Source organism: Cupriavidus sp. PET2-C1 (genome assembly GCF_054515855.1).
The window spans coordinates 1,203,107-1,225,711 of record NZ_CM137259.1; the positions used below are offsets into that span (position 1 = coordinate 1,203,107).

Here is a 22,605-nt window from a genome sequence, read left to right on the forward strand (position 1 = left end):
AGCTGCAATGGAAGATTCCGGCAAGCCACGCCGGATACGACCGGCGCGGCCTCGGCGGGCACTGGCAGGGCCACTTCCTGGACGAGCATAATGACCAGCAAGACCGGCGGTGATGCACCGCAACATGCCCCCAACAGTCCTGAAGCGCAATTGCGCCTGGCCGCGCTGGAATACCACCGCAGCCCGACCAAGGGCAAGATCCAGGTAAACGCGACCAAGGCGCTGTCCAACCAGCGCGATTTGTCCCTGGCCTACTCCCCGGGCGTGGCCTACGCCTGCGAGGAGATCGCCAAGGATCCCGCGATGGCCGCCGAGTACACCTCGCGTGGCAACCTGGTGGCAGTGATCACCAACGGTACCGCCGTGCTCGGCATGGGCGACATCGGTCCTCTGGCCGGCAAGCCGGTGATGGAGGGCAAGGGTTGCCTGTTCAAGAAGTTCGCCGGCATCGACGTGTTCGACATCGAGCTCGATGCGCACGACCCGGACAAGATCGTCGAGATCGTGGCCGCGCTGGAGCCGACGATCGGCGGCGTGAACCTCGAAGACATCAAGGCGCCCGAGTGCTTCTACATCGAGAAGAAGCTGCGCGAGCGCATGAACATCCCCGTTTTCCACGATGACCAGCACGGCACCGCCATCATCTCGGGCGCGGCGCTGCTCAACGGCCTGAAGGTGGTCGGCAAGGATATCGCCAAGGTCAAGCTGGCGGTTTCGGGCGCTGGCGCCGCGGCCATCGCCTGCCTGGACACCATGGTGAGCCTGGGCGTGACCCGCTCGAACATCTCGGTGGTGGACTCCAAGGGCGTGATCTATGTGGGCCGCGACGCCAACATGGAACCCAACAAGGCGCGCTACGCGCAGGAAACGTCCAACCGCACGCTGGCCGACATCGTCAACGGCGCTGACGTGTTCCTGGGCTGCTCGACCGCCGGCGTGCTGACCGCCGACATGGTCAAGACCATGGCCGACAAGCCCATCATCCTGGCGCTGGCCAACCCTGAGCCGGAAATCCGCCCGGAAGTGGCCAAGGCCGCGCGCCCGGACTGCATCATCGCCACCGGCCGCTCGGACTACCCGAACCAGGTCAACAACGTGCTGTGCTTCCCGTACATCTTCCGTGGCGCGCTGGATTGCGGCGCCACCAAGATCACGGAAGCCATGAAGCTGGCCTGCGTCAAGGCCATCGCCGACCTGGCCGAAGCCGAGCTGAACGACGCCGTTGCCGCCGCCTATGGTGGCCAGGAACTGAAGTTCGGCCCCGACTACATCATCCCGACGCCGTTCGACCAGCGCCTGATCGAGAAGATCGCGCCGGCGGTGGCCAAGGCCGCCGAGGAGTCCGGCGTGGCCACCCGTCCGATCAAGGACCTGGAAGCCTACCGCCAGCAGCTCACCCAGTATGTCTACCACACCGGCCTGATCATGAAGCCGGTGTTCTCGGCCGCCAAGGCCGCGCCCAAGCGCGTGGTCTATGCCGAGGGCGAAGAAGAGCGCGTGCTGCGCGCGGTGCAGACCGTGGTGGACGAAGGCCTGGCCCGTCCGATCCTGATCGGCCGCCCGCACGTGATCCAGATGCGCATCGACAAGGCCGGCCTGCGCCTGAAGGCCGGCACGGACTTCGAGCTGATCAACCCGGAAGACGACCCGCGCTACCGTGCCTACCACGAGGCCTACCACGCGCTGCGCGGCCGCGACGGCGTCACGCCAGACATGGCCAAGGTGGCGCTGCGCCGCTCCAATACGCTGATCGGCACCATGCTGATGCATATGGGCGATGCCGACGCGCTGCTGTGCGGCACCGTGGGCCGCTTCGAAGCCCACCTGGAGCATGTGCGCGACGTGATTGGCCTGGCGCCGGGCGCCAAGGTGTTCGCCGCGATGAACGCGCTGATGCTCGAGAAGTACACGCTGTTCATCACCGACACCTTCGTCAACGACGATCCCACCGCAGAGGAACTCGCCGCCATCACGCAGCTGGCCGCCGAGGAAATCGCGCGTTTTGGCCAGCACCCGAAGGTGGCGCTGATGTCGCACTCGATGTTCGGCTCGTCGGACCGCCCGTCGGCCAGGAAGATGCGTGCGGCCCAGGAGATCCTGGCCCGCGAGGCACCGCACCTGGAAGTGGAAGGCGAGATGCAGGGTGACGCCGCCCTGGTCGAGGACGTGCGCCGTCACTTCCTGCCGGGCACCAAGCTGGCCGGCAGCGCCAACCTGCTGGTGATGCCGACGCTGGATGCGGCCAATATCGCTTTCAACCTGCTCAAGATCACGGGCGGGCAAGGCGTCACCATTGGCCCGATCCTGCTGGGCGCGGCCAAGCCGGTGCACATCCTCAACCCGCAAGCCACCACCCGTCGCATCGTCAACATGACGGCGGTAGCGGTGGCGGAAGCCAACGCGGTACGCTGATCCGAGCGGCACGGCCGGCAAGCCGGCCGCCGCCCAATGAGAACGGGGCTCCTCTGGAGCCCCGTTTTTTTTGACCGGCTTGTGAAGCAGTTCCGCCGGCCCGGAAAACCTGTCCTGCGTCGATCCCGTTGCCGCTTCCCGTTGGCGCTATTGCAGCAGGTTGTACTGCTCGCGCATCACGACGATGATGGACTTGGCTGCTGCCAGCCGGGTTGGCAAATGGTCGTCCTCTTCGCGCGGGAAATCGACTTCCGCGCTCCAGTTGCAACCGGTGTGGTCGGGCTGGTGAACTCGCATGGCGTGCAGTTCGCACTCGCCGCACTCTGGATTGTTGTTGAGGAACTGGTTCAGGATGGCCATCAACTCCGACCGGGTCTTTGCATCACGCCGCATGAGTCACCTCGTCCGTTGCCGTCTTGTTGCCTGGAACCTAAATTTAGGCACGCAGGCGCAGGCCCGCCAATTGAATCGCCCTATTAAGCAGCGACTTTCGATCCCGAATTCCGGTAGTTTGTCTCTATCGCACCGCAGCAAATCCATGCCGCGTCGCGGTACCGGCGAAACCAGCGGCGTCCAATCCGGTCGAACCGCCATGGTGCGGCGCGCGCTGCCCGGCAGCGCGCGCGAGGCGTGCAACGCGCCACTGGTCCGGCGACGAGGCATCCTCTCGGCGCAAGGGCAATCTCGCGAACCTGGCGACCCCTGGCCATCCTCGCGGCCATCTCAAGGCAATCCCCAAGGCCATCCCGATGCTGAAGAATCTCTGGTACGTGCTGGGCCATTCAACGGATGTGCGTGCCGAGCCTGTCACGGTGACCGCGCTGGGCCAGAAGCTGGTGCTGTTTCGCGATAGCGCTGGCCTGGCCTGCGTGCTGTCCGACGTCTGTGCGCATCGGGGTGGCTCGCTCGGCCATGGCCGCGTGGTGGCCGGCGACGTGGAATGCCCGTACCACGGCTGGCGCTACGACGGCAATGGCATCTGCACGCATATCCCGGCCCAGCCGGGACTGCGGGTGCCCACCCGGGCGCGGGTGGACGCTTACCCGACGGTGGAACGCTTTGGCTGGGTCTGGGCCTTCCTGGGCGACCTGCCGCCGGCGGAGCGGCCACCGCTGCCGGATCTGTCCTGGGCCGAGGATCCCCGTTTCCGGCTGGTGCGCGGGCATTTCGACTGGGATGCCAGCTGGGACCGCGTGATGGAGAACGGCCTGGACTTTGCCCACGCGCCATTCGTGCATGGCACGGCTTTCGGCGACCCCGCGCATCCCGAGATCGACGACTTCGCGGTAGAGGCAGGCGACTGGCAGGGCGAAGCGCGCATGCGCATGTACCGCCCGCGGCGCCGTTCCTGGCTGGCGTGGCTCGCCCGCGGGGCAGACGGTGGCCGGGTGCCGGTCTACACCACGCCGGGCTATCACTTCTCCGGGCCGTGCACCACGCTGCGGCTACAGCCCCGTCCCGGCTGGGAGATCCGCATCGTCTCGGCGCACCTGCCGGTCGACGCCAAACGCACGCGCACCCTGTGGATGATGGGCCGTACCTTCATGAAGAGCGCGCTGCTTGACGCGCGCACCCGCCGCGGCAACCTGCGCATCTTCGAGCAGGATCACGCCGTGCTGTCCCGGGTTTGCCCCCAGCACACGCCCGACGACTGGCAGGAGGAGGTGTCGGTGCGCTCGGACCGCTTGCAGATCGCCTTTCGCAAGACGCTCAAGGCGCTCGAAGCGCGCGGCTGGGAAGTCGACCTGGCCCGCGTGGCCAGCGAGTTCGCGGGGCGCAAGGCCTGCGCGATTCCTTGCCCGGCACGGCGTGAATCGTCGGCCTGGGCCATCGCCGGCGTGCCGACCCGGGGAGGCGGCTGAGCCACACCGCCATGCAGCATGTGGACTAAATGACGAAAGCACCTACATGCTAATAATAATAACTATCATTACGATTTACAGGCCCGTATTTGTTCTGAAATAATCCAGCCCGACATCCCAGGCCACTCGCGCGCCACGTCCGCCACGTTCGCCGCCAGGGCCGGGAGGCTTATTTCTGGGTCAGCCATATGCCCTTCGCGGCATAGAGAACATCGGGAGCTTTACCTTGCCATCCGCATCACGCCGCCTGCGCCAAGCGCGCCCCGGGCGCTACCTTTGCATGCCTGCCGCAAGCCTGCGGCCCATCGTGGCGGCGCTCGCCGTTGCAGGTGGCCTGCCGTCGTTCGCGCTCGCGCAGGAGGCCGCTGCCGCAGGGAGCCTGCCGGCCGTCACCGTGCGCGCCGATGCCGCGCCCGACCAGTCGCCGCCCGCTTACGCCGGCGGCCAGGTGGCACGCGGCGGCCGGGTCGGCATCCTGGGCAACCAGGACATGATGGATGTCCCGTTCAGCATCACCGCCTACACCGCCGAGCTGATCCAGAATCAGCAGGCGCGCAGCATTGCCGATGTGCTGGCCAACGATCCGGGCATCCGCAGCAGCCTGGGCTTCGGTAATTTCTCCGAGACCTTCGTGGTGCGGGGCTTCCAGCTCACGGGCGACGATATCGGCTACAACGGCCTGTACGGCATCGCGCCGCGCCAGCTGGTCGCGGTAGAGGGGCTTGACCGGGTGGAGGTGTTCCGTGGCGCAAGTGCCTTTATCAACGGCGTATCGCCGGGCGGCACCGGCATTGGCGGCGGCATCAACCTGCAGCCCAAGTTCGCCAAGGACCAGCCGGTCACCCAGGCCACGCTGGACTACACCAGCGACGCGCAGGCAGGCGGGCACGTCGACATCGGCCGGCGTTTCGGCGACCAGAACCGCTTCGGCGTGCGCGTGAACGCCATGGCGCGCGGCGGCGACACCGCGATCGACAAGGAGAACCGGCAGCAGCGCCTGTTGACCACCGGGCTGGATTACCAGGGTGACAAGGTCAGGCTGTCGGCCGACTTCGGCTACCAGAAGCAGACCATCAACCAGGGTCGTTCGGTGGTCTACCTGAGCGGCACCACGGTGCCCGCCGTGCCGTCGCCCAGCGCCAACTATGCGCAGCCATGGAGCAACTCCATGCTGGAGGACACCTACGGCACGCTGCGCGGCGAGGTCGATATCGCGCCGCGCTGGACAGCCTATGCGGGACTGGGCGCGCACCACAGCAACGAGTTCGGCAACTACGCCTCGCCCACCGTGAACGGCTCCGGCTTCGGCGCGGCCACGCGCCTGACCGTGCCCTACAAGGCGGATACCACGTCGGAAGAAATCGGCGTGCGCGGCGCGTTCGAGACCGGTCCGGTCAAGCACCGGGTCAACCTGGCCTGGTCCGGCATGCAGGCCAGCAAGCGCGCTGCCTACCAGTTCTCCGGCAGCTTCCCCAGCAATATCTACGACGCCGTCGACGTGGCGCGGCCGCCCACCACGCTTGCGGGCGGCAACATGAATGATCCCGGCGTGACGGGCCGGACCAACCTGAGCAGCTTCGCGGTCTCGGACACGCTGTCCTTCCTGCAGGACCGTGTCTTGCTCACGGCCGGCGTGCGCCAGCAGAACATCAGCGTGCGCGGCTACAGCTACACCGGCGTGCAGACCGCGGACTACAACCAGTCCGCGACGTCGCCGGCGTTTGGCCTGGTGGTCAAGCCGATCCAGAGCGTCTCGCTGTACTACAACCACATCGAAGGCCTGGCGCAAGGGCCTACGCCGCCCACCTCCGCCATCAATCGCACGGAGGTCTTCGCGCCGATCAAGTCCAGGCAGGACGAGCTTGGCGTCAAGTGGGACGGTGGCAAGTTCGGCGCCACACTGGCGGTCTACCAGATCAAGCAACCGGTCGGCATCACCCAGGGCGGCGTGTTCTCCATCGCCGGCGAGCAGCGCAACCGCGGCGTGGAGCTGAGCGGTTTTGGCGAGCCGCTGCGCGGCGTGCGCCTCTTGGCCGGCATCGCCTATATCGACGCCAAGCTGACCAGCACCGGCACGCCGGCCAACGACGGCAACCAGGCTGTGGGCGTGCCCAACTACACGCTGAACGTCGGCGCGGAATGGGACCTGCCATTCCTCGCGGGCGCCACGGTCTCGGGCCGCTACCTGCAGACCGGCCGCCAGTACCTGGATGTGGCCAACCAGGTCAGCACCCCTTCCTGGAACCGCTTTGACCTGGGCGCGCGCTACCGTTTCAAGGCCGCGCAACAGCGCTACACGGTGCGGGCTTTGGTGGAGAACGTAGCTAACAAGGCGTACTGGGCATCCACCTACGGCGGCTACCTGACGCAGGGCGCGCCGCGTATCTTCAAGGTGGCGATGACGGTGGACTTCTAAGCGCAGCGGCCCGCGGGATCGGCAACCGCCTGACGCCCTCGTTTGCCCGGGGCGAACACCATCAGGCTGAGCAAGGCGAGGACCCACGCGCCAATCCCGCCATACAGCATCACCCAGCCAAAGCCATGGACCAGCGCCGCATGCAGCGCGGCGCCGGACGGGTCCAGGGCGGGCAGTTGCGCGAAGGCGGCACCGGGCGCATCCAGGTTGCCCGCGGCAATGCGCTGCGCCAGCGCGCGCAACTGCAACGTATCGAACGCCCCCGGAAAGGCACGCTTCAGATAGGCAGAGATCCCTGCGACCAGAATGAATCCCATCAACGCGATATTGACCGCCAGCGAGATCATCCGCGCGCTCATGTCGATGCCGGACGCCATGCCCGCGCGGCTGCTGGGGACCGAGCCAGTGGTGGTGTTGGTCACCGGCGTGTTGGTGATGCCCAGGCCGATGCCGGCCAGCAGCGAACCCGGCAGCAGGGTCAGCCAGCTTGCCTGCGCCAGGCTGCTGCCCAGCTTCATCAGCATGAAGCCCAGCCCGATCGTGAACAAGCCCAGGGGAATGACCATGCTGGCCCTGTAGCGCAGCGCAAGCCGCTCCCCCAGCGGCGGAAACAACAGCGTGGGCAGTGTGTAAGCCAGCAAGGACAAACCGGCGGCCACGCTGCCGTAGCCCAGGCCGCCGTGGAAATAAAGCGGCAGGTAAATCATGAATGGCCAGAAGCTGAAGTTCATGCCCATGGACCCAAGCAGCGCGCCCGAGAAGTCCCGGCTGCGGAACACCGAAACATCGAACATTGGATGCGGATTGAGCTTTTCCGCAAGCAGGAAGGCCACGAAGCTGGCCGCCGTCGCGGCCCCCATGCCGATCGCGGCGGCGCGGGAGACGCCGGCCTCCGGTCCCTGCGTGATCAGGTATGCCAGGCCGAAAACGGCCAGCGACAGCGTGACGATGCCCGCGATATCGAGCTTGCCCGCCTGCGGATCGCGCGACTCTTCCACGCCCGCGAATACCAGCGCCAGGGTCAGGACGGCCAGCAGGACGTGAACCAGAAACACCCATTGCCAGCTGGATACGGCAACGATCATGCCGCCAACGATGGGCCCGAAACCCAGGCCGATCCCGAACACGATGCCCCACGCGCCAAAGGCCTTGCTGCGTTCCTTGCCTTGCTGGAATTGATGCGACAGGATCGCCACCAGGCAGATCAGCATCGCGCCGCCGGCCATGCCCTGGAGAAACCGGCTGGCAATCAGCACCGCGGCGCTTTGCGCCAGGCCGCAGATCAGGGAAGCGATGCCGAACAAGGCAATGCCGAGAATGAACATGCGCTTGCGGCCAAAGCGGTCGGCCAGCGTGCCGGCCGCCATCAGCACCGTGGTGCAGGCGATGGTGTAGGCATTCATGATCCATTGCATGTCCCCGAAGCCGCCGTGCAGGACGTGCTCAAGGGTGGGCAGTATGACCGGCACACTGGAGATCTCCAGGCCGAACATCAGCGCGGCCAGGCAGACGGCGGCCAGTGCCATTTGGTTTTTACGGGAATGAGTGAGGCGCATCGATGGTGCTTTCCAGGCGAATCCGGTTGCGGGGAACGGATGGCGTCGTGTTCGACGCCGGTCTTGGCGCACATTGTGGGCGAGTCCTCGCTATGATAGAAATGATCTAATTTCTTCCGATTCATTAGCACTTATCATCAATACGGAGCCATGGATTTCGATCCGACACTGTTGCGGGCCTTTGTGGCCGTCAAGGAAACCGGCGGCTTCACGCGCGCGGCGCAGCGCCTGCACCTCACGCAGTCCGCGGTCAGCCATCAGATCCGGCGGCTCGAAGAGCAGGTGGGCCGGCCGCTGCTGTACCGCACGACACGCACGCTGACCCTGACCGAGGACGGCCACGATTTTCTCCAACACGCGGAGCAGATCCTGGCCTCGCTCGATGCGCTTTCGCGCCGGTTCCAGCCGTCTCCCGTTTGCGGCGTGGTGCGCTTCGGCGTGCCGGAGACCTTCCTGGGCGAGCGGCTGCCGCAACTGCTGTCGCGGTTCTCCCGGGCATTCCCCGCGGTGCGTCTCGATGTGAGCGTGGGCACTTACCTGGACTTGCGCGCGATGATCAAGGCCGGCGAACTGGATCTTGCCGTGGTGTTGTCGGCGCCCGGCGGGGAGGGCGGCACGGTGCTGCAGCACACGCAGTTCGTGTGGGCCGCCGCCCAGGCCTTCGAGATCGCACCGGATGCGTCGTTGCCGCTCGCGCTGTCGCCCTCGCCGTGCGTCAACCGGCAGGTAGGCGTGGCGGCACTGGAGGGCACCTCCATACCGTGGCACGTGGCGTTTACGTCGCCAAGCCAGGAGGGCATCCGCACGGCGGTGCTGGCAGGGCTCGGCGTCTCGGTGCAGATCCGCGGCGACCTCAAGGCGGGGATGAAAGTGGTGGATGGCCAGTACGGCCTGCCGCCGCTGCCGGCGGCCGATTTTGCGCTGATCTGGAGCGACGGCGAGAAGACGCCGGCTGCCCGCGAGTTCGGGCAATTGCTGGTGAGCCTGCAGGCGCCGCCGCCCAGGCAAGGTCTGCGGCACGGGAAGACCTAGTCCGGCACCTCGGGCCAGTGCCGCGCCGCCGCACAGGCGGGGCATAAAAAAACCCGCCGAAAGGGCGGGTTGGGCGGGTCGGGCGGGTCGGGCGCGTACCCGCTCCCGTTGACCAGGGGAAAGCGTCAGAACTTGTGGCGCAGGCCCACACCGAAGGTGTCGCCGTGCGACAGGTCGGTGATCTTGTCGTAGAAGTAAGCGGCGTAGACGTCGGTGCGCTTGGACAGGTTGTAGTCGTAGGCGACTGCCACCGTGTTGCGCTTGAAGTCCGCGACCGAGTTCTTGGTCTTGTCGTAGGCGTAGGACGCCAGGATATTGCCATTGCCGACCGGCACCGAAACGCCGACCTGGCCGTTGGTGTGCTTGATGTCGCCGTTGACGTTGTTGTTGATGTCGGACTTGATGTACTGGCCTTGCGCGAACAGCTTGACGATCTTGAAGTCGTAGCTCACGCCGGCCTGCACCGCATTTTGCTTGCTGAAGCCGACCAGCAGCGGGCTGGTCGACGCGGTCACGTCACCCGGCGTGCTGTCGAACTTGACTTGCTGGAAGGCCAGCGTGGCAGCGAACGGGCCGTTGAAGTACAGGACGTTGCCGCCCCACTTGTTCTGGCCGGTGGCGCCAGCTTTCTCGCCAAACGAGTAGATCACGTTGGCGGTCAGGCCGCCGAAGTTCGGCGTGGAGTACAGCAGCGAGTTGTTCCAGCCCGAATCGCCGATGATGCCCGGGTCGTTCACGCGGGCCGTGGAGGCGCCGAAATAGGTGTGGAACACCATCGGCGAGAACACGTAGGAGTCGACCAGCGGGTTGAACAGGATGGTCGAGACGAAGAAGGGCGTGGTGTTGCGGCCCAGCTTGATGGTGCCCAGCTTGTCGTTCTGCAGGCCCACGAATGCATTGCGGCTGAACATCGAGTCGCCGTTGAAGCGGCCCGAGGAGCCACTGTCGGTGCGGAAGAAGCCGTTCAGGTCGAAGATGGCCTTGGTGCCGCCGCCGAGGTCTTCGGTGCCCTTGATGCCCCAGTACGAGGTCTGCATGCCGCCCGAATTGGCGACATAGGCGCGGTTGGCGGCGCCGACGTTCTTGACGCCGCCGACGAACATGTCGGCCTGGCCGTACAGCGTGACGCTGGATTGCGCCATGGCTGCGCCGCTGAAAAGGGCTGCTGCCATCGCTGCCAGCTTGAGGGCCGGCTTGATCTGCTTATGCATTGTGGGTTTCTCCGTGGTTGATCCATTGCGTTCTTTGTGTACTGGGTCCCTGACGGGTTCTATTCGCTTTCTTTGCGCCATGAGCGCCGTGCGCTCTATGGGCTTTGTGCGTTTTATTGGTTCTGGTGCTTTTTTTGTGCCGGGCAGGCGCTGGACCTGGGCTCGGTCCGGCGCTTGCCCGTTACAGCAGCATGGGTAAGTCAGTGGTGAATCAGTGATAAATCAGTGGTAAACCAGTGATCACGCAGGGCTAACGAAACAGCTGCTTTTTTGGCTCAGCCGGATACTAAGTCGTTCAGGCGGAATTGCGCAATGCGGTGGATCTGATTGATGCAAGTTTGCAACTCTGCGGCTGGTTCGTTGTTCACGCGCCTTGCGAACTCGCCGATGATGCCGGCGCGGTCGTAGCCGCGCACCGCCAGGATGAAGGGGAAGCCGAAAGTCTCGTTGTACTGGCGGTTGAGCGACTGCAGTTGCTCGAACTCCGCCGCGGAGCACTGGTCCAGGCCGGCGCCGCTTTGCTCGCGGGTGGATTCGGCGGTCAGCTCGCCGCGCACGGCAGCCTTGCCGGCCAGCTCCGGGTGGGCGCGCACCAGCTTGATCTGGGCGGCATCGCCCGCGCCGTCCACGATGGCGCGCATGGCGTCGGCCAGCGCGGCAGCATGGGCGAAGGGGCGCTGCGTGGCGGCGGCCTGCGCCACCCACGCGGAGTGTTCATAGATGCCGCCGAGCGCCTGGATGAAGTCGGCGGCCGGCAGGGCGTTGAGTTGGTCGAGGGTGTAGGTCTGGCTCATGGTTCGGCTTATGGGTTCGGCTTATGCGTGGTTCTGTGCGGAGTAGGGATGGGTGTCGGCCCAGTGGCGCGCGATATCCACGCGCCGGCAGATCCAGACCTTGTCGTGGCCCTGCACGTAGTCGAGAAAGCGCTGCAGCCCGCGCATGCGGCCCGGGCGGCCCAGCAGGCGGCAGTGCATGCCGACCGACAGCATCTTGGGGCGGTCCAGCCCCTGCGGATCGCCCTCGGCGTAGAGCACGTCGAAGGCGTCCTTGAGGTACTGGAAGAACTGCTCGCCGGTGTTGAAGCCTTGCGGCGTGGCAAAGCGCATGTCGTTGGAGTCGAGCGTATAGGGCACCACCAGGTGCGGCTTGGTCTCGCCGTTGCTGACCTCCACCTCGGTCCAGAAGGGCAGGTCGTCGCCGTAGTAGTCCGAGTCGTACAGCAGCCCGCCGTGCTCCACCACCAGGCGGCGCGTGTTGGGGCTGTCGCGCCCGGTGTACCAGCCCAGTGGCAGCGATCCGGTCAGCTCCTTGATGATCTGCATGCCGATGCGCATGTGCTCGCGCTCGGTGGCTTCGTCCATGCCCTGGTAGTGGATCCAGCGCCAGCCGTGGCAAGCGATCTCGTGGCCGAGCTCGACGAACGCGCGGGTCAGGTCCGGATGGCGCTGCAATGCCATCGACACGCCAAAGATCGTCAGCGGCAGCCCGCGCTGCTCGAACTCGCGCAGGATGCGCCAGACGCCGGCGCGCGAGCCGTACTCGTACACGCCTTCCATGCTCATGTGGCGGTCGGGGTAAGCCGCCGCGCCGATGATCTCGGAGAGGAACTGCTCGGAGCCGGCATCGCCGTGCAGCACGTTGTTTTCGCCGCCCTCTTCGTAGTTGAGGACGAACTGCAGCGCAATGCGCGCGCCGCCCGGCCAGCGGGCGTGCGGCGGCTGGCTGCCGTAACCGATCAGATCGCGTGGATAGTTGTGGCTTGTCATCAGGGTCATGGTTCTTCAGGAAACTGTGCCGGCCGCCGCCGGCTGGACTTATTCCGTGCCGTGCGAGTTGGCCGCGGCGTTGCGCATGGCTTCTTCACGCGACTGGATGCCGTTGAAGAAGACGTTGAGCACGACTGCCACGATGGTGCCCAGCACGATGCCGCTGTGGGTGAACGGGTCGGTCCACTTGGGCAGGTACTGGAAGAAGGTCGGCGCCAGCGTCGGGATCATGCCGAAGCCGATCGAGATGGCGACGATGAACAGGTTGAAACGGTTGCGGTTGAAATCGCACGAGCCCAGGATGCGGATGCCGGTGGCGGCCACCATGCCGAACATCACGATGCCCGCGCCGCCGAGCACGAACTGCGGCACCGAGGCCACGATGTGCGCCATCTTCGGGAACAGGCCCAGGCCGATCAGGATGATGCCGCCGGCCACCGCCACATAGCGCGAGCGCACGCCGGTCACCGTCACCAGGCCCACGTTCTGCGAGAACGAAGTGTAAGGGAAGGTGTTGAACAGGCCGCCAATCACGGTGCCAAGGCCGTCGGCACGCAGGCCGCGGGTCAGGTCTTCGTTGGACAGGCGCTTGCCGGTGATGTCGGCCAGCGCGAGGAACATGCCGGTGGATTCCACCAGCGTGATCAGCATCACCACGCACATCGACAGGATGGCGGGCAGGTCGAAGGTCGGGATGCCGAAGTGCAGCGGCGTGATCAGCGCGATCGCGCTGGCGTCGTTAAGGCCTTCGAAGGAGACCTTGCCCAGCGCCATCGCCACCAGGGTGCCGATCACGATGCCAAGCAGCACCGCGCAGTTGGAGATCAGGCCGCGGCCGTACTTGCTCAGCAACAGGATCGCCACCAGCACCAGCGCCGCGATGCCCAGGTTGCCCAGGTCGCCATAGGCGAGGTTTGGCACATCCTTGACCACGCCGTCGATCACGGCACGGGTGGTGGGCTGGCCGCCGGCCGCCCAGTTGATGCCCACCCGCATCAGCGATACCCCGATCAGCGTGATCACCGTGCCGGTGACGACGGGCGGGAACAGCCCGAGCATGCGTCCCATCAGCGGCGCCACCAGGATGCCGAACACCCCCGCGGCAATCACCGCGCCGTAGATGCCCAGCAGGCCCACGTTGGGGTCGGAGCCGATGGCGATCATCGGCGCCACCGAGGCAAAGGTCACCCCCATCATGACCGGCATGCGGATGCCGAACTTCCAGAAGCCGAAAGCCTGGATCAGCGTGGCAAGGCCCGCCGCGAACAGGTCGGCATTGATCAGGAAGGCGAGCTGATCCTTGGGCAGCTTGAGCGCGCCGCCGATGATCAGCGGCACCGCGACGGTACCGGCATACATCACCAGCACGTGCTGCAGGCCGAGCGCAAGCAGCCGGCCCGAAGGCAGCCGCTCGTTGGTTTGGTCCGTTGTGACCGTGGTGCTAGCGCTAGTCATGAATGTGTCTCCTCTCCTTTGGATTTGATGGGAACGCTGCCGGGCGGGGTGGCTCTCGGTATGTGACTCCGGCTTCGCGCATCGTCGGGGACGCGTTTCTCATGAGCAGGAATCGGGCCTTGGCCGCAGATTGGCAGCGGGAACAACCTGCTAGGTGGAGTGACCCAGCACGCTGCGAAGATCGAAATTGCCCGGTTCATCGGGCTGCACGCGGTCGGCGCAGGCGCCGAGATGGTGCGCCATGCGGCTCTGGGCCAGGGCGGCATCGCCCTGTTCCAGTGCGTCGAGGATCTCTTCGTGTTCGTCGAAGGAGCAGGCGTTGTTGCCCGGCGCCTCGACGCTGGCGATCATCAGCGTGGTGCGCGACACCAGCCGGCGCATCATGGTGACCAGCAGCGCATTGCCCGAAAGCTCGGCCAGCGCGGTATGGAACTCGGCCGACAGGCGGATCCACTTGGGCCGCTCATTGGTGAGGAAGGCCTGGCGCTCGGCCTCCACCATCTTGCGCAGCGGCGCGATCACGCGCTTGACGTCGCGCATGCTGGCGAGCTTCTCCAGCACCGCGCGCTCCAGCATCTGGCGCAGCTCGAACATGTCGTGCGCCTCATCGGTTGAAGGGCTGGCGATAAAGGCGCCGCGGTTGGGCTCCAGGTCCACCATGCCGTCGGCGGCCAGGTGCGCCAGCACCTTGCGCACCGTGTGGCGCGCGGTGGCATAGATTTCGCAAAGCGAGTGCTCGGTCAGCTTGGTGCGCGGGGGCAGCCGGTGCTCCATGATCGCGTCATAGATCTCGTGATACATGCGCTCCTCGACGGAGCCCTTGCGGGCGGGCTTGATTTCGGTCGGGGCGGCGGTGTCATCGGCACCGGCGATCAGCTTGAGACTCTTGGACATCTTGGCACCAGCGTATCGGTGAGGAGGGGAGCAGCGCGCCGTCTGAGCGGGGTGAAGCAGAGTGGCGCGCCCCAAAAATTGTTGACAATTATTTGGTTAGCACGGCAATATTGTCAACAAAACCGAGCTAGGTTTTCGACAAGTCAGGGTAATTCCTGAGTTGCCATCCGGAGTGGTGCGAAGCATTGTCGCCATGCACCAGTCCAGCGCCGGGATGCGTTAGAAATACGTACCGAGCGGGCACCATTCCCACAAATGGTGCTAGTGAAGGCAGCGGCGCCTCTCACAACCCAAAGCCCTAAGGAATAACAGGATGGGACGCTTGACCACACATGTACTCGACACCGCAGCCGGCACGCCCGGCGCCGGCATGTCGATTACCCTGCATAAAATTGTCGACAATCGTAAGGAGACGCTGAAGACAGTCGTCACCAACCACGATGGCCGTTGCGACCAGCCCCTGCTGGATGGCGACACCATGGCGGTCGGGGTGTACGAACTCGAATTCGGCGCCGGCGATTATTTCCGCACCCAGGGCACCAAGTTGCCCGAGCCGGCATTCCTCGACGTGGTGACGCTGCGTTTCGGCATTGCCGACACCAGCGCGCATTACCACGTGCCGCTGCTGGTCTCCCCCTGGTCGTACTCGACCTACCGTGGCAGCTAAGCGCGGCAGCGGGCAATAAAGGAGACAAGACATGGAAGGCTATATCCTCGACTGGGCCAATCTGCTGCTGCGCTGGGTGCACGTCATCACGGCGATCGCGTGGATCGGTTCCTCGTTCTATTTCGTCTGGCTGGACAACAGCCTGACCCGTCCCGACGACCCCGACCTGCAGGAGAAAGGCGTGGGCGGCGAGCTGTGGGCGGTGCACGGCGGCGGATTCTACAACCCGCAGAAATACCTGAGCGCGCCCAAGACGCTGCCGGAGAACCTGCACTGGTTCTACTGGGAGTCCTATTCCACCTGGATGACCGGCTTCGGCCTGCTGGTGGTGCTGTACCTGTTCAACGCCAGCACGTTCCTGATCGACAAGAACGTGATGGACATGTCGCCGGGCGCGGCGATCGGGTTTGCGCTGTCGTATCTTGGCGTGGGCTGGGTGGTGTACGACTGCATCTGCCGCGTGTTCGGCAAGAGCGACCGCACCGTCGGCATCCTGGTGGCGATCTACGTGGCGCTGGCCGCGTTCGTGGCGTGCCACGTGTTCTCGGGCCGCGCGGCATTCCTGCTGACCGGCGCGATGATCGCGACCATCATGAGCGCCAACGTGCTGGTGTGGATCATCCCGGGGCAGCGCAAGGTGGTTGCCGCGCTGCGCGCGGGCGATCCGGTGGATCCGGTGCACGGCAAGAACGCCAAGCAGCGCAGCGTGCACAACACGTACTTCACGCTGCCGGTGCTGTTCGCCATGCTGTCGAACCACTACAGCATGACCTACAGCTACAAGTACAACTGGGCCGTGCTGGTGCTGATCATGCTGGCTGGTGTGCTGATTCGCCAGTTCTTCATCCTCAAGCACAAGGGCAAGATCAACGTCGCGTGGCCCGCTGCCGGCGTAGCCGTGCTGGCGGTGGTCGCGGTGATGATCGCGCCGGTGCCGCGTGAGGTGGTCGCCAGCAAGGACGGTGCAGCGCCCGCGCAGGTGAGCTTCACCAAGGTGCAGGAAGTCATCAACTCGCGCTGCATCCAGTGCCATGCCGCGGCGCCAAAGATGATGCCGAGCGCCGCCAAGGGCATCAAGCTCGATACCGCCGACGAGATCAAGGCGCATGCGCAGATGATCTACCAGCAGGCGGTGCAGCAAAAGGCCATGCCGCTTGGCAACGTCACGCAGATCACGGATGACGAGCGCGCGCTGCTGGGCCAGTGGTTCGAGGCAGGCGCCAAGACCACCAACTGATTCGATAGAGATCAACGGGCCCGGCCGAGAGGCGGGCCAATTACCGAGCATCGGTGATCGGCGGTCCGGTGGCTATGTTGTTGATGGCCGGAGGTCCGGACCGACGAGGGTTTGAGCGGGGCGAAAGCCCCGTTTTTTTGTTTACGAGTTGTGGATTGGGGGGGCTGGGGGGCATACGACATCGCCCTGCTGGGTTGGTTGCTGTTTCTTTGAGCGGCGATGGCTTTTGCACCCAAGTGCCATACGACATCCCCCTTCGGGGGCTGCCGGTCACTCTTCTTTGCGTCGGCAAAGAAGACTAACGAGAAGAAAGCCGACCCTGCCGGGCGCAGAGCAATAAGGCTATTTGGGCCTCGGTGGTTGCGTCGTACGGCCCGGAGTGTCGGCAGGCATCTGCCGGTACCGGCTTGACTGACCACGAACCTGCCAGCTTCCGGGATACGTGGTGAGCCCCCCGGTAGCGGACATCACGTGCTTCAAGCCGTCTGTCGCTCGCGGAGTGGCCGGCCACGAAGTTGCAGACGCACCGGTTCCGTCGTGGGCGCGGTGGCACCGGGTTGATATGCCCAAGACCCTGACCACCGCGCCCGCCCCACCACGAAACCATTGGCAGCCGATGTGTCGTGATGGCGCGCGCCGGTAACGGCAGATTGGCGAATGGGCACGGATTCCACTACCGGGGGCCCCACCACGCATCCCTGGCAATAGCAGATTCGTGGCCAGTCAAGCCGGTACCGGCAGATGCGAGCAGAACCGCTGGCCATACGACGAAACCAGCGTCCTGCGCACTCGCGATTGCTCTGCACCCGGCAGGGTCGGCTTTCTTCTCGTTAGTCTTCTTTGCCGACGCAAAGAAGAGTGACCGGCAGCCCCCGCAGGGGGATGTCGTATGGCCCTTGGGTGCAAGAACCATCGCCGCTCAAAGAAACAGCAACCAACCCCACAGAGCGATGCCGTATGCCCCCCAGCCCCCCCAAAAAACCTAACTAAAAATTAGCAATATAACTAGCAAGATTCTGAATATCCGCATCCGACAGCCCGCGAGCCACGCTAGTCATACTCCCCGCATCATTAGTCCGCTTGCGCGAGCGGAAGTCTTCGAGCTGCTTGACGATATAGGCATACTGTTGCCCCGCCACGCGCGGGATTTCATTCTGCCCGGCAAAGCCGCCGAGATGGCACGTGGTGCAGAGCACTTCCTCGGCCTTCTTCCTGCCGGCTTCCACTTTTTGCCCGTCGGCCTTGAACTGCGAGGCGATGGGTTTCTGCGCGGCAAAATATTCGCCCAGGTCGAGCATGTCCTCGCGCGACAGCGGCGCCGCCATCGGCGTCATCATCGGGTCGCTGCGCCGGCCTTCCTTGAAATCCTTTAGTTCCAGGTAGATGTAGCGCGCGGTCTGGCCGGCCAGCACCGGATAGAGTGGATTGCTGGCGTTGCCCATCGGGCCATGGCAGGCGACGCACGATTCGGCCTTGCGCTTGCCGGCGCCGGGATCGGCGTGCGCGTTGCCGGCGACGGCTGCCAGCAGCAGGCCCGCCAAAAGCGCCGGCCCCGGCAGCGCCAACTGCCGGGGCCGGGCCAGATAGGACAGATAGGCCAGATGGGACAGGATACGCATCCCTATTGCCCTATTACCCTATTGCAGCGCGAACACCAGCACGCTGTTGCCGCGCTTGAAGTCCAGTTGCGTATTGCCGCCGGCTGCCACCGCGATGTACTGCTTGCCGCCGACCATATAGGACACCGCTGGCGCATTCACGCCCGCGCCGCACTGGTACTCCCACAGCTTCTTGCCGGTGGTGGCGTCGAAGGCGCGGAACAGGCCGTTGCCTTCACCATTGAAGACCAGCCCGCCGGCTGTCGCGAGCACGCCGCCGATCAGCGGCTGGTCGGTCTTGTAGTCCCACACCACCTTGCCGGTATCGATGTTCACCGCGGAGAGCTTGCCCCACTGCGCTTCGCCCGGGATGGTCTTGAAGGCGCCGCCTAGCCAGAGCTTGCCGCCCGGGTAGGGCGAGGCTTCCACCTGGTACGTCATCGGCTGGTGCAGGTTGGCGGCATAGGCCATCCGCGTCTTCGGGTTGAAGGCCATCGGCGACCATTCCACGCCGCCATTGGCGCCCGGCAGCATGCGTGCGCCCTTGGCCGTGGGCAGGGTCCACATGTCTTCCTGCGGGATCATGGCTTGCGAGAAGCGGATAAGCCGGCCGTCGCGGCGGTCATGCACATAGACATGGCCGGTCTTGCCCCCGTGGATCACGCCGGGAATCATCTGGCCGTTCTTGTCGCGCACGTCGACCAGGATCGGCGGGCTGGCGGCGTCGAGGTCCCATACGTCATGGGCGACGTATTGCGAATGCCATTTGTAGGCGCCGGTATCCAGGTCCACCGCGACCATCGAATCCGTATAGAGGTTGTCTCCGGGGCGGATGGCGCCGTACAGGTCGGGCGAGGGATTGCCCACCACGAAGATCGCCATCTTGTTCTTGCGGTCGATTGCCGGTGGCATCCACACGCCGCCGCCGAGCGCCTTGTAGAAATCGCCGCCCTTGTCCGCGAGCTGTTTCTTCTCGGCTGCGATGTCGCGCTTCATGTCGCGCCCGGTGGCATCCTTGGTGGCCCACACGCCTTCATGGCCCTTTTCGGGGATGGTGTAGAAGGTCCACAGCAGCTTGCCGTCGATGGCGCTATACGCCTTGAGGAAGCCGCGGATGCCGTACTCGCCGCCATTGGTGCCGATCAGGATCTTGTCGTCCACCACTACCGGTGCCATGGTTTCCGAGTAGCCCAGTTCTGGATCGGCGATCTGCGTTTCCCACAGCAGCTTGCCGGTCCTGGCGTCCAGCGCAACCAGCTTGGCGTCGAGCGTGCCCATGAAGAGGCGGTCTGCGCTGACGGCCACGCCGCGGTTGTTCGGGCCGCAGCAGAAGGTCGTGATCGGCCCCATCTTGTGCTTGTAGTGCCAGAACTCCTTGCCGGTCACGGCATCGATCGCATAGACGTGGTTATAGGACGTGGTCAGGAACATCACGCCGTTGACCACGATCGGCGCGGTCTCCATGGATTCGAGCACGGCGGTCTGGAACAGGAACGCGGGTTTCAGCTTTGCCACATTCTTGGTGTTGATCTGGCTGCCCGGGTAGTAGCGCGTCTGCACGTAGGAGCCATTCGAAAGCACCCAGTCGTTGGCGTTGTTGCCGGCCGCGTCGAGCTGCGCCTGTGTCACTGGCGGCAAGGGCCGGGTCATGGCTGCGCCCGGGGTGGTCGCGCCGCCCTGGATGTCGTCCGCGCCGAAGGCTGCGGGAATGAGCGCGGCGGCCGCGGTAGCCAGTGCAAGTAACAGCAAGGGGAGGGGAGGGGTATGGCAGCGGGATGAGAGCATGGGAAGCTCCACTTTTGAATTTTTCGTGCCCCGGCTTTCCCAGGGCGAAAGGGCGTGCTTGTCGCACACTGTGGCGGCCCGGGTCACAAGCAGTATAGGCAAGAGTGCCGGCAAAACAACCCGCGTCGCGGCGCGCGTCAAACCGGTGTTCGCCGCGCTGCAGCATGCCTGTGGACGCGCCTTGAATTTGCGCGTCCTAACCTCCACACTTAGCTCCACATCCAGCTAGCAAAGGTGTCGCGATAGGGCTGGCAACATCGTCAACGGCAGCGGCGGGGGACGGACATGAACGGACGCACCGGGTGGCGCGCGGGGCTTGCCGCTGCGTTGCTATGCGGCATGGGAACACTGTGCCTGCCGGCCAGGGCCGAGGACGACATCAGCCTCAATGCCCGCCTGCTCGCGGCCGCGCGGGCTGGCGACATAGCGGCGGTGAGCGCGGCGCTGCAGCAGGGCGCGGCGGTGAATGCGCGCAACCGCATCGGCGATACGCCGCTGCTCACCGCGGCCAAGCGCGGGCTGACCGAGATGGCGCGCACGCTGGTCGAGCATGGCGCCGACGTCAGCCAGGCCAACGTGCAGGGCGTGACGCCGCTGATGGCCGCGGCCTTCGGCGGTTTTGATGAGATTGTGGCGATGCTGCTGGCGCGCCATGCGGAGCTGGCCGCCACGGATCGCGTCGACAAGACCGCCATGATCTACGCGGCCGGCGAGGGCCATGCCGGCGTGGTGCGGCAACTGCTGGATGCCGGCGTGGACGTCAACACCCTCTACGCCAACGGGCTCACCGCGCTGATGTGGGCGGCCGGCTACGACAAGGTCGATACGGTGCGCCTGCTGCTGTCCAGAGGCGCCCGGCCCGAGCTGCGCGACAACCGCGGGCTGACCGCTCGGGAGATCGCCGATCAGGCTGGCGCGAAGACGGTGGCCGGCTTGCTGAGCGCGCAGCATTGAAGATGCGGATTGCGGCCGCAACGGTACACGCTGTTGCGGCGTCTCGCCCTTCTCCCCCTCTTCCCCGCCTGTTAGACCAAAGTCCCATATCTGCCGTCAAGCAACTGGCATACGCTCAATCTAGCGGCGACTCAGGCCGGGTGCTGCGCTGCCTGTATGGGGAATGTCGCCATGAGCAAAGTCAAGCCCTTCGTCGCAGTGGTGGATGACGACGAATCGGTGCGCCGCGCCATCAAACGGCTTCTGCGCTCTGCCGGGCTGTCAGCGGACACGTTCAAGACCGGGGATGAGTTCCTGGATATGTTCGACGCCATACCGGCATACCGTCCGGATTGCATCGTGCTCGATATCCAGATGCCGGGCCTGAACGGGCTTGAGGTGCAACGGCGGCTCGCAGGCAGCGGCATCCCCGTCATCTTCATCACGGCACACGACGAGATCGGCGTTCGCGACCGGGCGCTGGCGGCCGGCGCAGCGGCCTATCTGCGCAAGCCGTTCGACGATGAGATCCTGATCAGGGTCGTGCGTGAGGCCATCCATCCAGCTCCCTAGCGTCGCGGCCGCCATGGCGGCTCAGCGGCTATTGGACCAAGGTCCCATTGTTTTCGTCCGTCCCGGATATCACTATGGATCAGACCCCGGAAGAATGCTCGGCGGGGCTGCGCCTTACACCATGTCGTCCTCTTATGCTTGGAGCATGCATCATGATCAAGACCCTTCGGCTCATTCTCGCGATCCCCCTCCTGCTGGTCGCGGTGGCCTGCTCAACCCAGCAGACTGCAACCGTCGGGAACAATCCGCAGCTCGAAGCCAGTGCGCGCAGTGCTCTGCAAAAGCTCAATGATACGAATCCCAAGACCAAGGATCTCCTGGCTCGCTCCAAGGGGGTTCTCGTGTTCCCGGACATCATGAAAGCTGGCTTGATCGTGGGCGCGCAAGGCGGCAATGGGGTGATGTTTAGCCCGGATGGCACGGCGCTGGGCTACTACAATGCTTCGGCGGTTTCGTATGGCCTGCAGGCGGGCGCCCAGACCTTCTCGGAGGCCATGTTCTTCATGACCGACTCAGCTCTCAACAATCTCAACGATCGTGACGGGTTGTCGGTCGGTGTCGGCCCGAGCGTGGTGGTGGTGGATGAAGGCATGGGCAAATCCCTGACTACAACCACGATGAGTTCGGACGTCTACGCCTTCATCTTCGGGCAGCAGGGGCTGATGGCCGGCATGGGCGTGCAAGGCCAGAAGATCACCAAGCTCAGCCGCTGACCCGGCAGACGATCATGCAACGCGCGCAGCGAACCGCAATTGGCCTGATGGTGTGTGCGCTGGCGTCAGCCGTCAGCGCGCAGCAGCCGATCATCTATCCCGCCAAGGGGCAGAGCCCGGAGAAGCAGAGCGCGGACACCGCGGCGTGCCAGCAGTGGGCCAAGCAGACCACGGGGGTGGACCCGGTCGCCATCGCACAGCAATCCAGCCAGCCTGGCGCGCCGCCACAGCAAGGCGGGCGCCTCAGGGGCGCGGCCGGTGGCGCAGCGGCGGGTGCGGCGATTGGCGCGATTGCCGGCAATGCAGGCAAGGGCGCCGCGATCGGGGCGGTCACCGGCACGGCGGCCGGCGGCGTGCGCCAGCGCCGCAAGAACGAGGCCGCGGCCGAGCAGCAGCAGGCGGGTCGGCAACAGGTCTCCCAGGAAATGGCGACATTCAATCGGGCGGTGGGGGCGTGCATGACCGGACGCGGATACACCGTTCAGTAGAGAACAG

19 protein-coding genes are annotated in these 22,605 nt (G+C 65.2%); 10 read left to right on the forward strand and 9 right to left on the reverse strand.

Annotated features, from left to right (window positions below; translation table 11 throughout):
* The first annotated feature begins 90 nt into the window (after window positions 1–90).
* Window positions 91–2,412, forward strand: a complete 2,322-nt coding sequence (locus ACX12D_RS05495) for an NADP-dependent malic enzyme (RefSeq protein ID WP_441639522.1) — start codon at window positions 91–93, stop codon at window positions 2,410–2,412.
* A gap of 147 nt (window positions 2,413–2,559) precedes the next feature.
* Here ACX12D_RS05495 and ACX12D_RS05500 read toward each other — a convergent pair whose 3' ends face one another.
* On the reverse strand, window positions 2,560–2,805 hold the full coding sequence (locus tag ACX12D_RS05500; protein WP_441639521.1) for a hypothetical protein: 246 nt from the start codon (window positions 2,803–2,805) through the stop codon (window positions 2,560–2,562).
* A 356-nt stretch (window positions 2,806–3,161) separates the two neighbouring features.
* Between ACX12D_RS05500 and ACX12D_RS05505 the strand changes: the two genes are divergently transcribed.
* Both ACX12D_RS05505 and ACX12D_RS05510 read left to right on the forward strand, forming a co-directional pair.
* Entirely contained in the window at window positions 3,162–4,274 is a 1,113-nt protein-coding gene (locus ACX12D_RS05505; protein ID WP_459373212.1) for an aromatic ring-hydroxylating dioxygenase subunit alpha, read from the forward strand.
* Window positions 4,275–4,554: 280 nt separating this feature from the next.
* A complete protein-coding gene (locus ACX12D_RS05510) occupies window positions 4,555–6,690 on the forward strand; it encodes a TonB-dependent receptor (protein WP_459373213.1) in 2,136 nt (711 codons plus the stop codon).
* Here ACX12D_RS05510 and ACX12D_RS05515 read toward each other — a convergent pair.
* Window positions 6,687–8,216 (reverse strand): MFS transporter, encoded by a 1,530-nt coding sequence (locus ACX12D_RS05515; protein ID WP_459373214.1) that lies wholly within the window; start codon window positions 8,214–8,216, stop codon window positions 6,687–6,689. The two genes, ACX12D_RS05510 and ACX12D_RS05515, sit on opposite strands and share 4 nt — an antisense overlap.
* A 180-nt stretch (window positions 8,217–8,396) precedes the next feature.
* On the opposite strand from ACX12D_RS05515, the gene ACX12D_RS05520 reads away from it, so the two are divergent.
* Window positions 8,397–9,278, forward strand: coding sequence for a LysR substrate-binding domain-containing protein (locus tag ACX12D_RS05520; protein ID WP_459373215.1), 882 nt, complete (start codon window positions 8,397–8,399; stop codon window positions 9,276–9,278).
* 125 nt (window positions 9,279–9,403) lie between these two features.
* On the opposite strand, the gene ACX12D_RS05525 is transcribed toward ACX12D_RS05520, so the two are convergent.
* From ACX12D_RS05525 to ACX12D_RS05545, 5 genes are all read right to left on the reverse strand, one after another.
* Complete coding sequence (locus ACX12D_RS05525) at window positions 9,404–10,489, reverse strand: porin (RefSeq protein WP_459373216.1); 1,086 nt, start codon at window positions 10,487–10,489, stop codon at window positions 9,404–9,406.
* A gap of 275 nt (window positions 10,490–10,764) precedes the next feature.
* The gene (gene uraD / locus ACX12D_RS05530; RefSeq protein WP_459373217.1) at window positions 10,765–11,283 is read right to left on the reverse strand and encodes a 2-oxo-4-hydroxy-4-carboxy-5-ureidoimidazoline decarboxylase; all 519 of its coding nucleotides are present in this window, start codon (window positions 11,281–11,283) and stop codon (window positions 10,765–10,767) included.
* A gap of 21 nt (window positions 11,284–11,304) precedes the next feature.
* Entirely contained in the window at window positions 11,305–12,255 is a 951-nt protein-coding gene (gene puuE, locus ACX12D_RS05535) for an allantoinase PuuE (protein WP_459373943.1), read from the reverse strand.
* Between the two features lie 48 nt (window positions 12,256–12,303).
* Entirely contained in the window at window positions 12,304–13,710 is a 1,407-nt protein-coding gene (locus ACX12D_RS05540) for a nucleobase:cation symporter-2 family protein (RefSeq protein ID WP_441639512.1), read from the reverse strand.
* Window positions 13,711–13,860: 150 nt separating this feature from the next.
* Entirely contained in the window at window positions 13,861–14,604 is a 744-nt protein-coding gene (locus ACX12D_RS05545; protein WP_459373218.1) for a GntR family transcriptional regulator, read from the reverse strand.
* A 313-nt stretch (window positions 14,605–14,917) separates the two neighbouring features.
* On the opposite strand from ACX12D_RS05545, the gene uraH reads away from it, so the two are divergent.
* On the forward strand, window positions 14,918–15,271 hold the full coding sequence (gene uraH, locus ACX12D_RS05550; RefSeq protein ID WP_043344662.1) for a hydroxyisourate hydrolase: 354 nt from the start codon (window positions 14,918–14,920) through the stop codon (window positions 15,269–15,271).
* 31 nt (window positions 15,272–15,302) lie between these two features.
* Window positions 15,303–16,508 (forward strand): urate hydroxylase PuuD, encoded by a 1,206-nt coding sequence (locus ACX12D_RS05555; RefSeq protein WP_441639511.1) that lies wholly within the window; start codon window positions 15,303–15,305, stop codon window positions 16,506–16,508.
* 986 nt (window positions 16,509–17,494) lie between these two features.
* On the opposite strand, the gene ACX12D_RS05560 is transcribed toward ACX12D_RS05555, so the two are convergent.
* Window positions 17,495–18,091, reverse strand: a complete 597-nt coding sequence (locus ACX12D_RS05560; RefSeq protein ID WP_459373944.1) for a c-type cytochrome — start codon at window positions 18,089–18,091, stop codon at window positions 17,495–17,497.
* Between the two features lie 54 nt (window positions 18,092–18,145).
* The gene (locus ACX12D_RS05565) at window positions 18,146–19,891 is read right to left on the reverse strand and encodes an outer membrane protein assembly factor BamB family protein (RefSeq protein WP_459373219.1); all 1,746 of its coding nucleotides are present in this window, start codon (window positions 19,889–19,891) and stop codon (window positions 18,146–18,148) included.
* 285 nt (window positions 19,892–20,176) lie between these two features.
* Here ACX12D_RS05565 and ACX12D_RS05570 point away from each other — a divergent pair, with 285 nt between their 5' ends.
* The 4 genes from ACX12D_RS05570 to ACX12D_RS05585 all read left to right on the forward strand — a co-directional run bounded on the left by ACX12D_RS05570 (window position 20,177) and on the right by ACX12D_RS05585 (window position 22,598).
* Window positions 20,177–20,845 carry an ankyrin repeat domain-containing protein gene (locus tag ACX12D_RS05570; RefSeq protein ID WP_459373220.1) on the forward strand — a complete coding sequence of 223 codons (669 nt, stop codon included), beginning with the start codon at window positions 20,177–20,179 and terminating at the stop codon, window positions 20,843–20,845.
* Between the two features lie 171 nt (window positions 20,846–21,016).
* Complete coding sequence (locus tag ACX12D_RS05575) at window positions 21,017–21,397, forward strand: response regulator transcription factor (RefSeq protein WP_459373221.1); 381 nt, start codon at window positions 21,017–21,019, stop codon at window positions 21,395–21,397.
* Between the two features lie 152 nt (window positions 21,398–21,549).
* A complete protein-coding gene (locus ACX12D_RS05580; protein WP_459373222.1) occupies window positions 21,550–22,110 on the forward strand; it encodes a lipid-binding SYLF domain-containing protein in 561 nt (186 codons plus the stop codon).
* Between the two features lie 14 nt (window positions 22,111–22,124).
* The gene (locus tag ACX12D_RS05585; RefSeq protein WP_459373223.1) at window positions 22,125–22,598 is read left to right on the forward strand and encodes a YMGG-like glycine zipper-containing protein; all 474 of its coding nucleotides are present in this window, start codon (window positions 22,125–22,127) and stop codon (window positions 22,596–22,598) included.
* Window positions 22,599–22,605 lie beyond the last annotated feature (7 nt).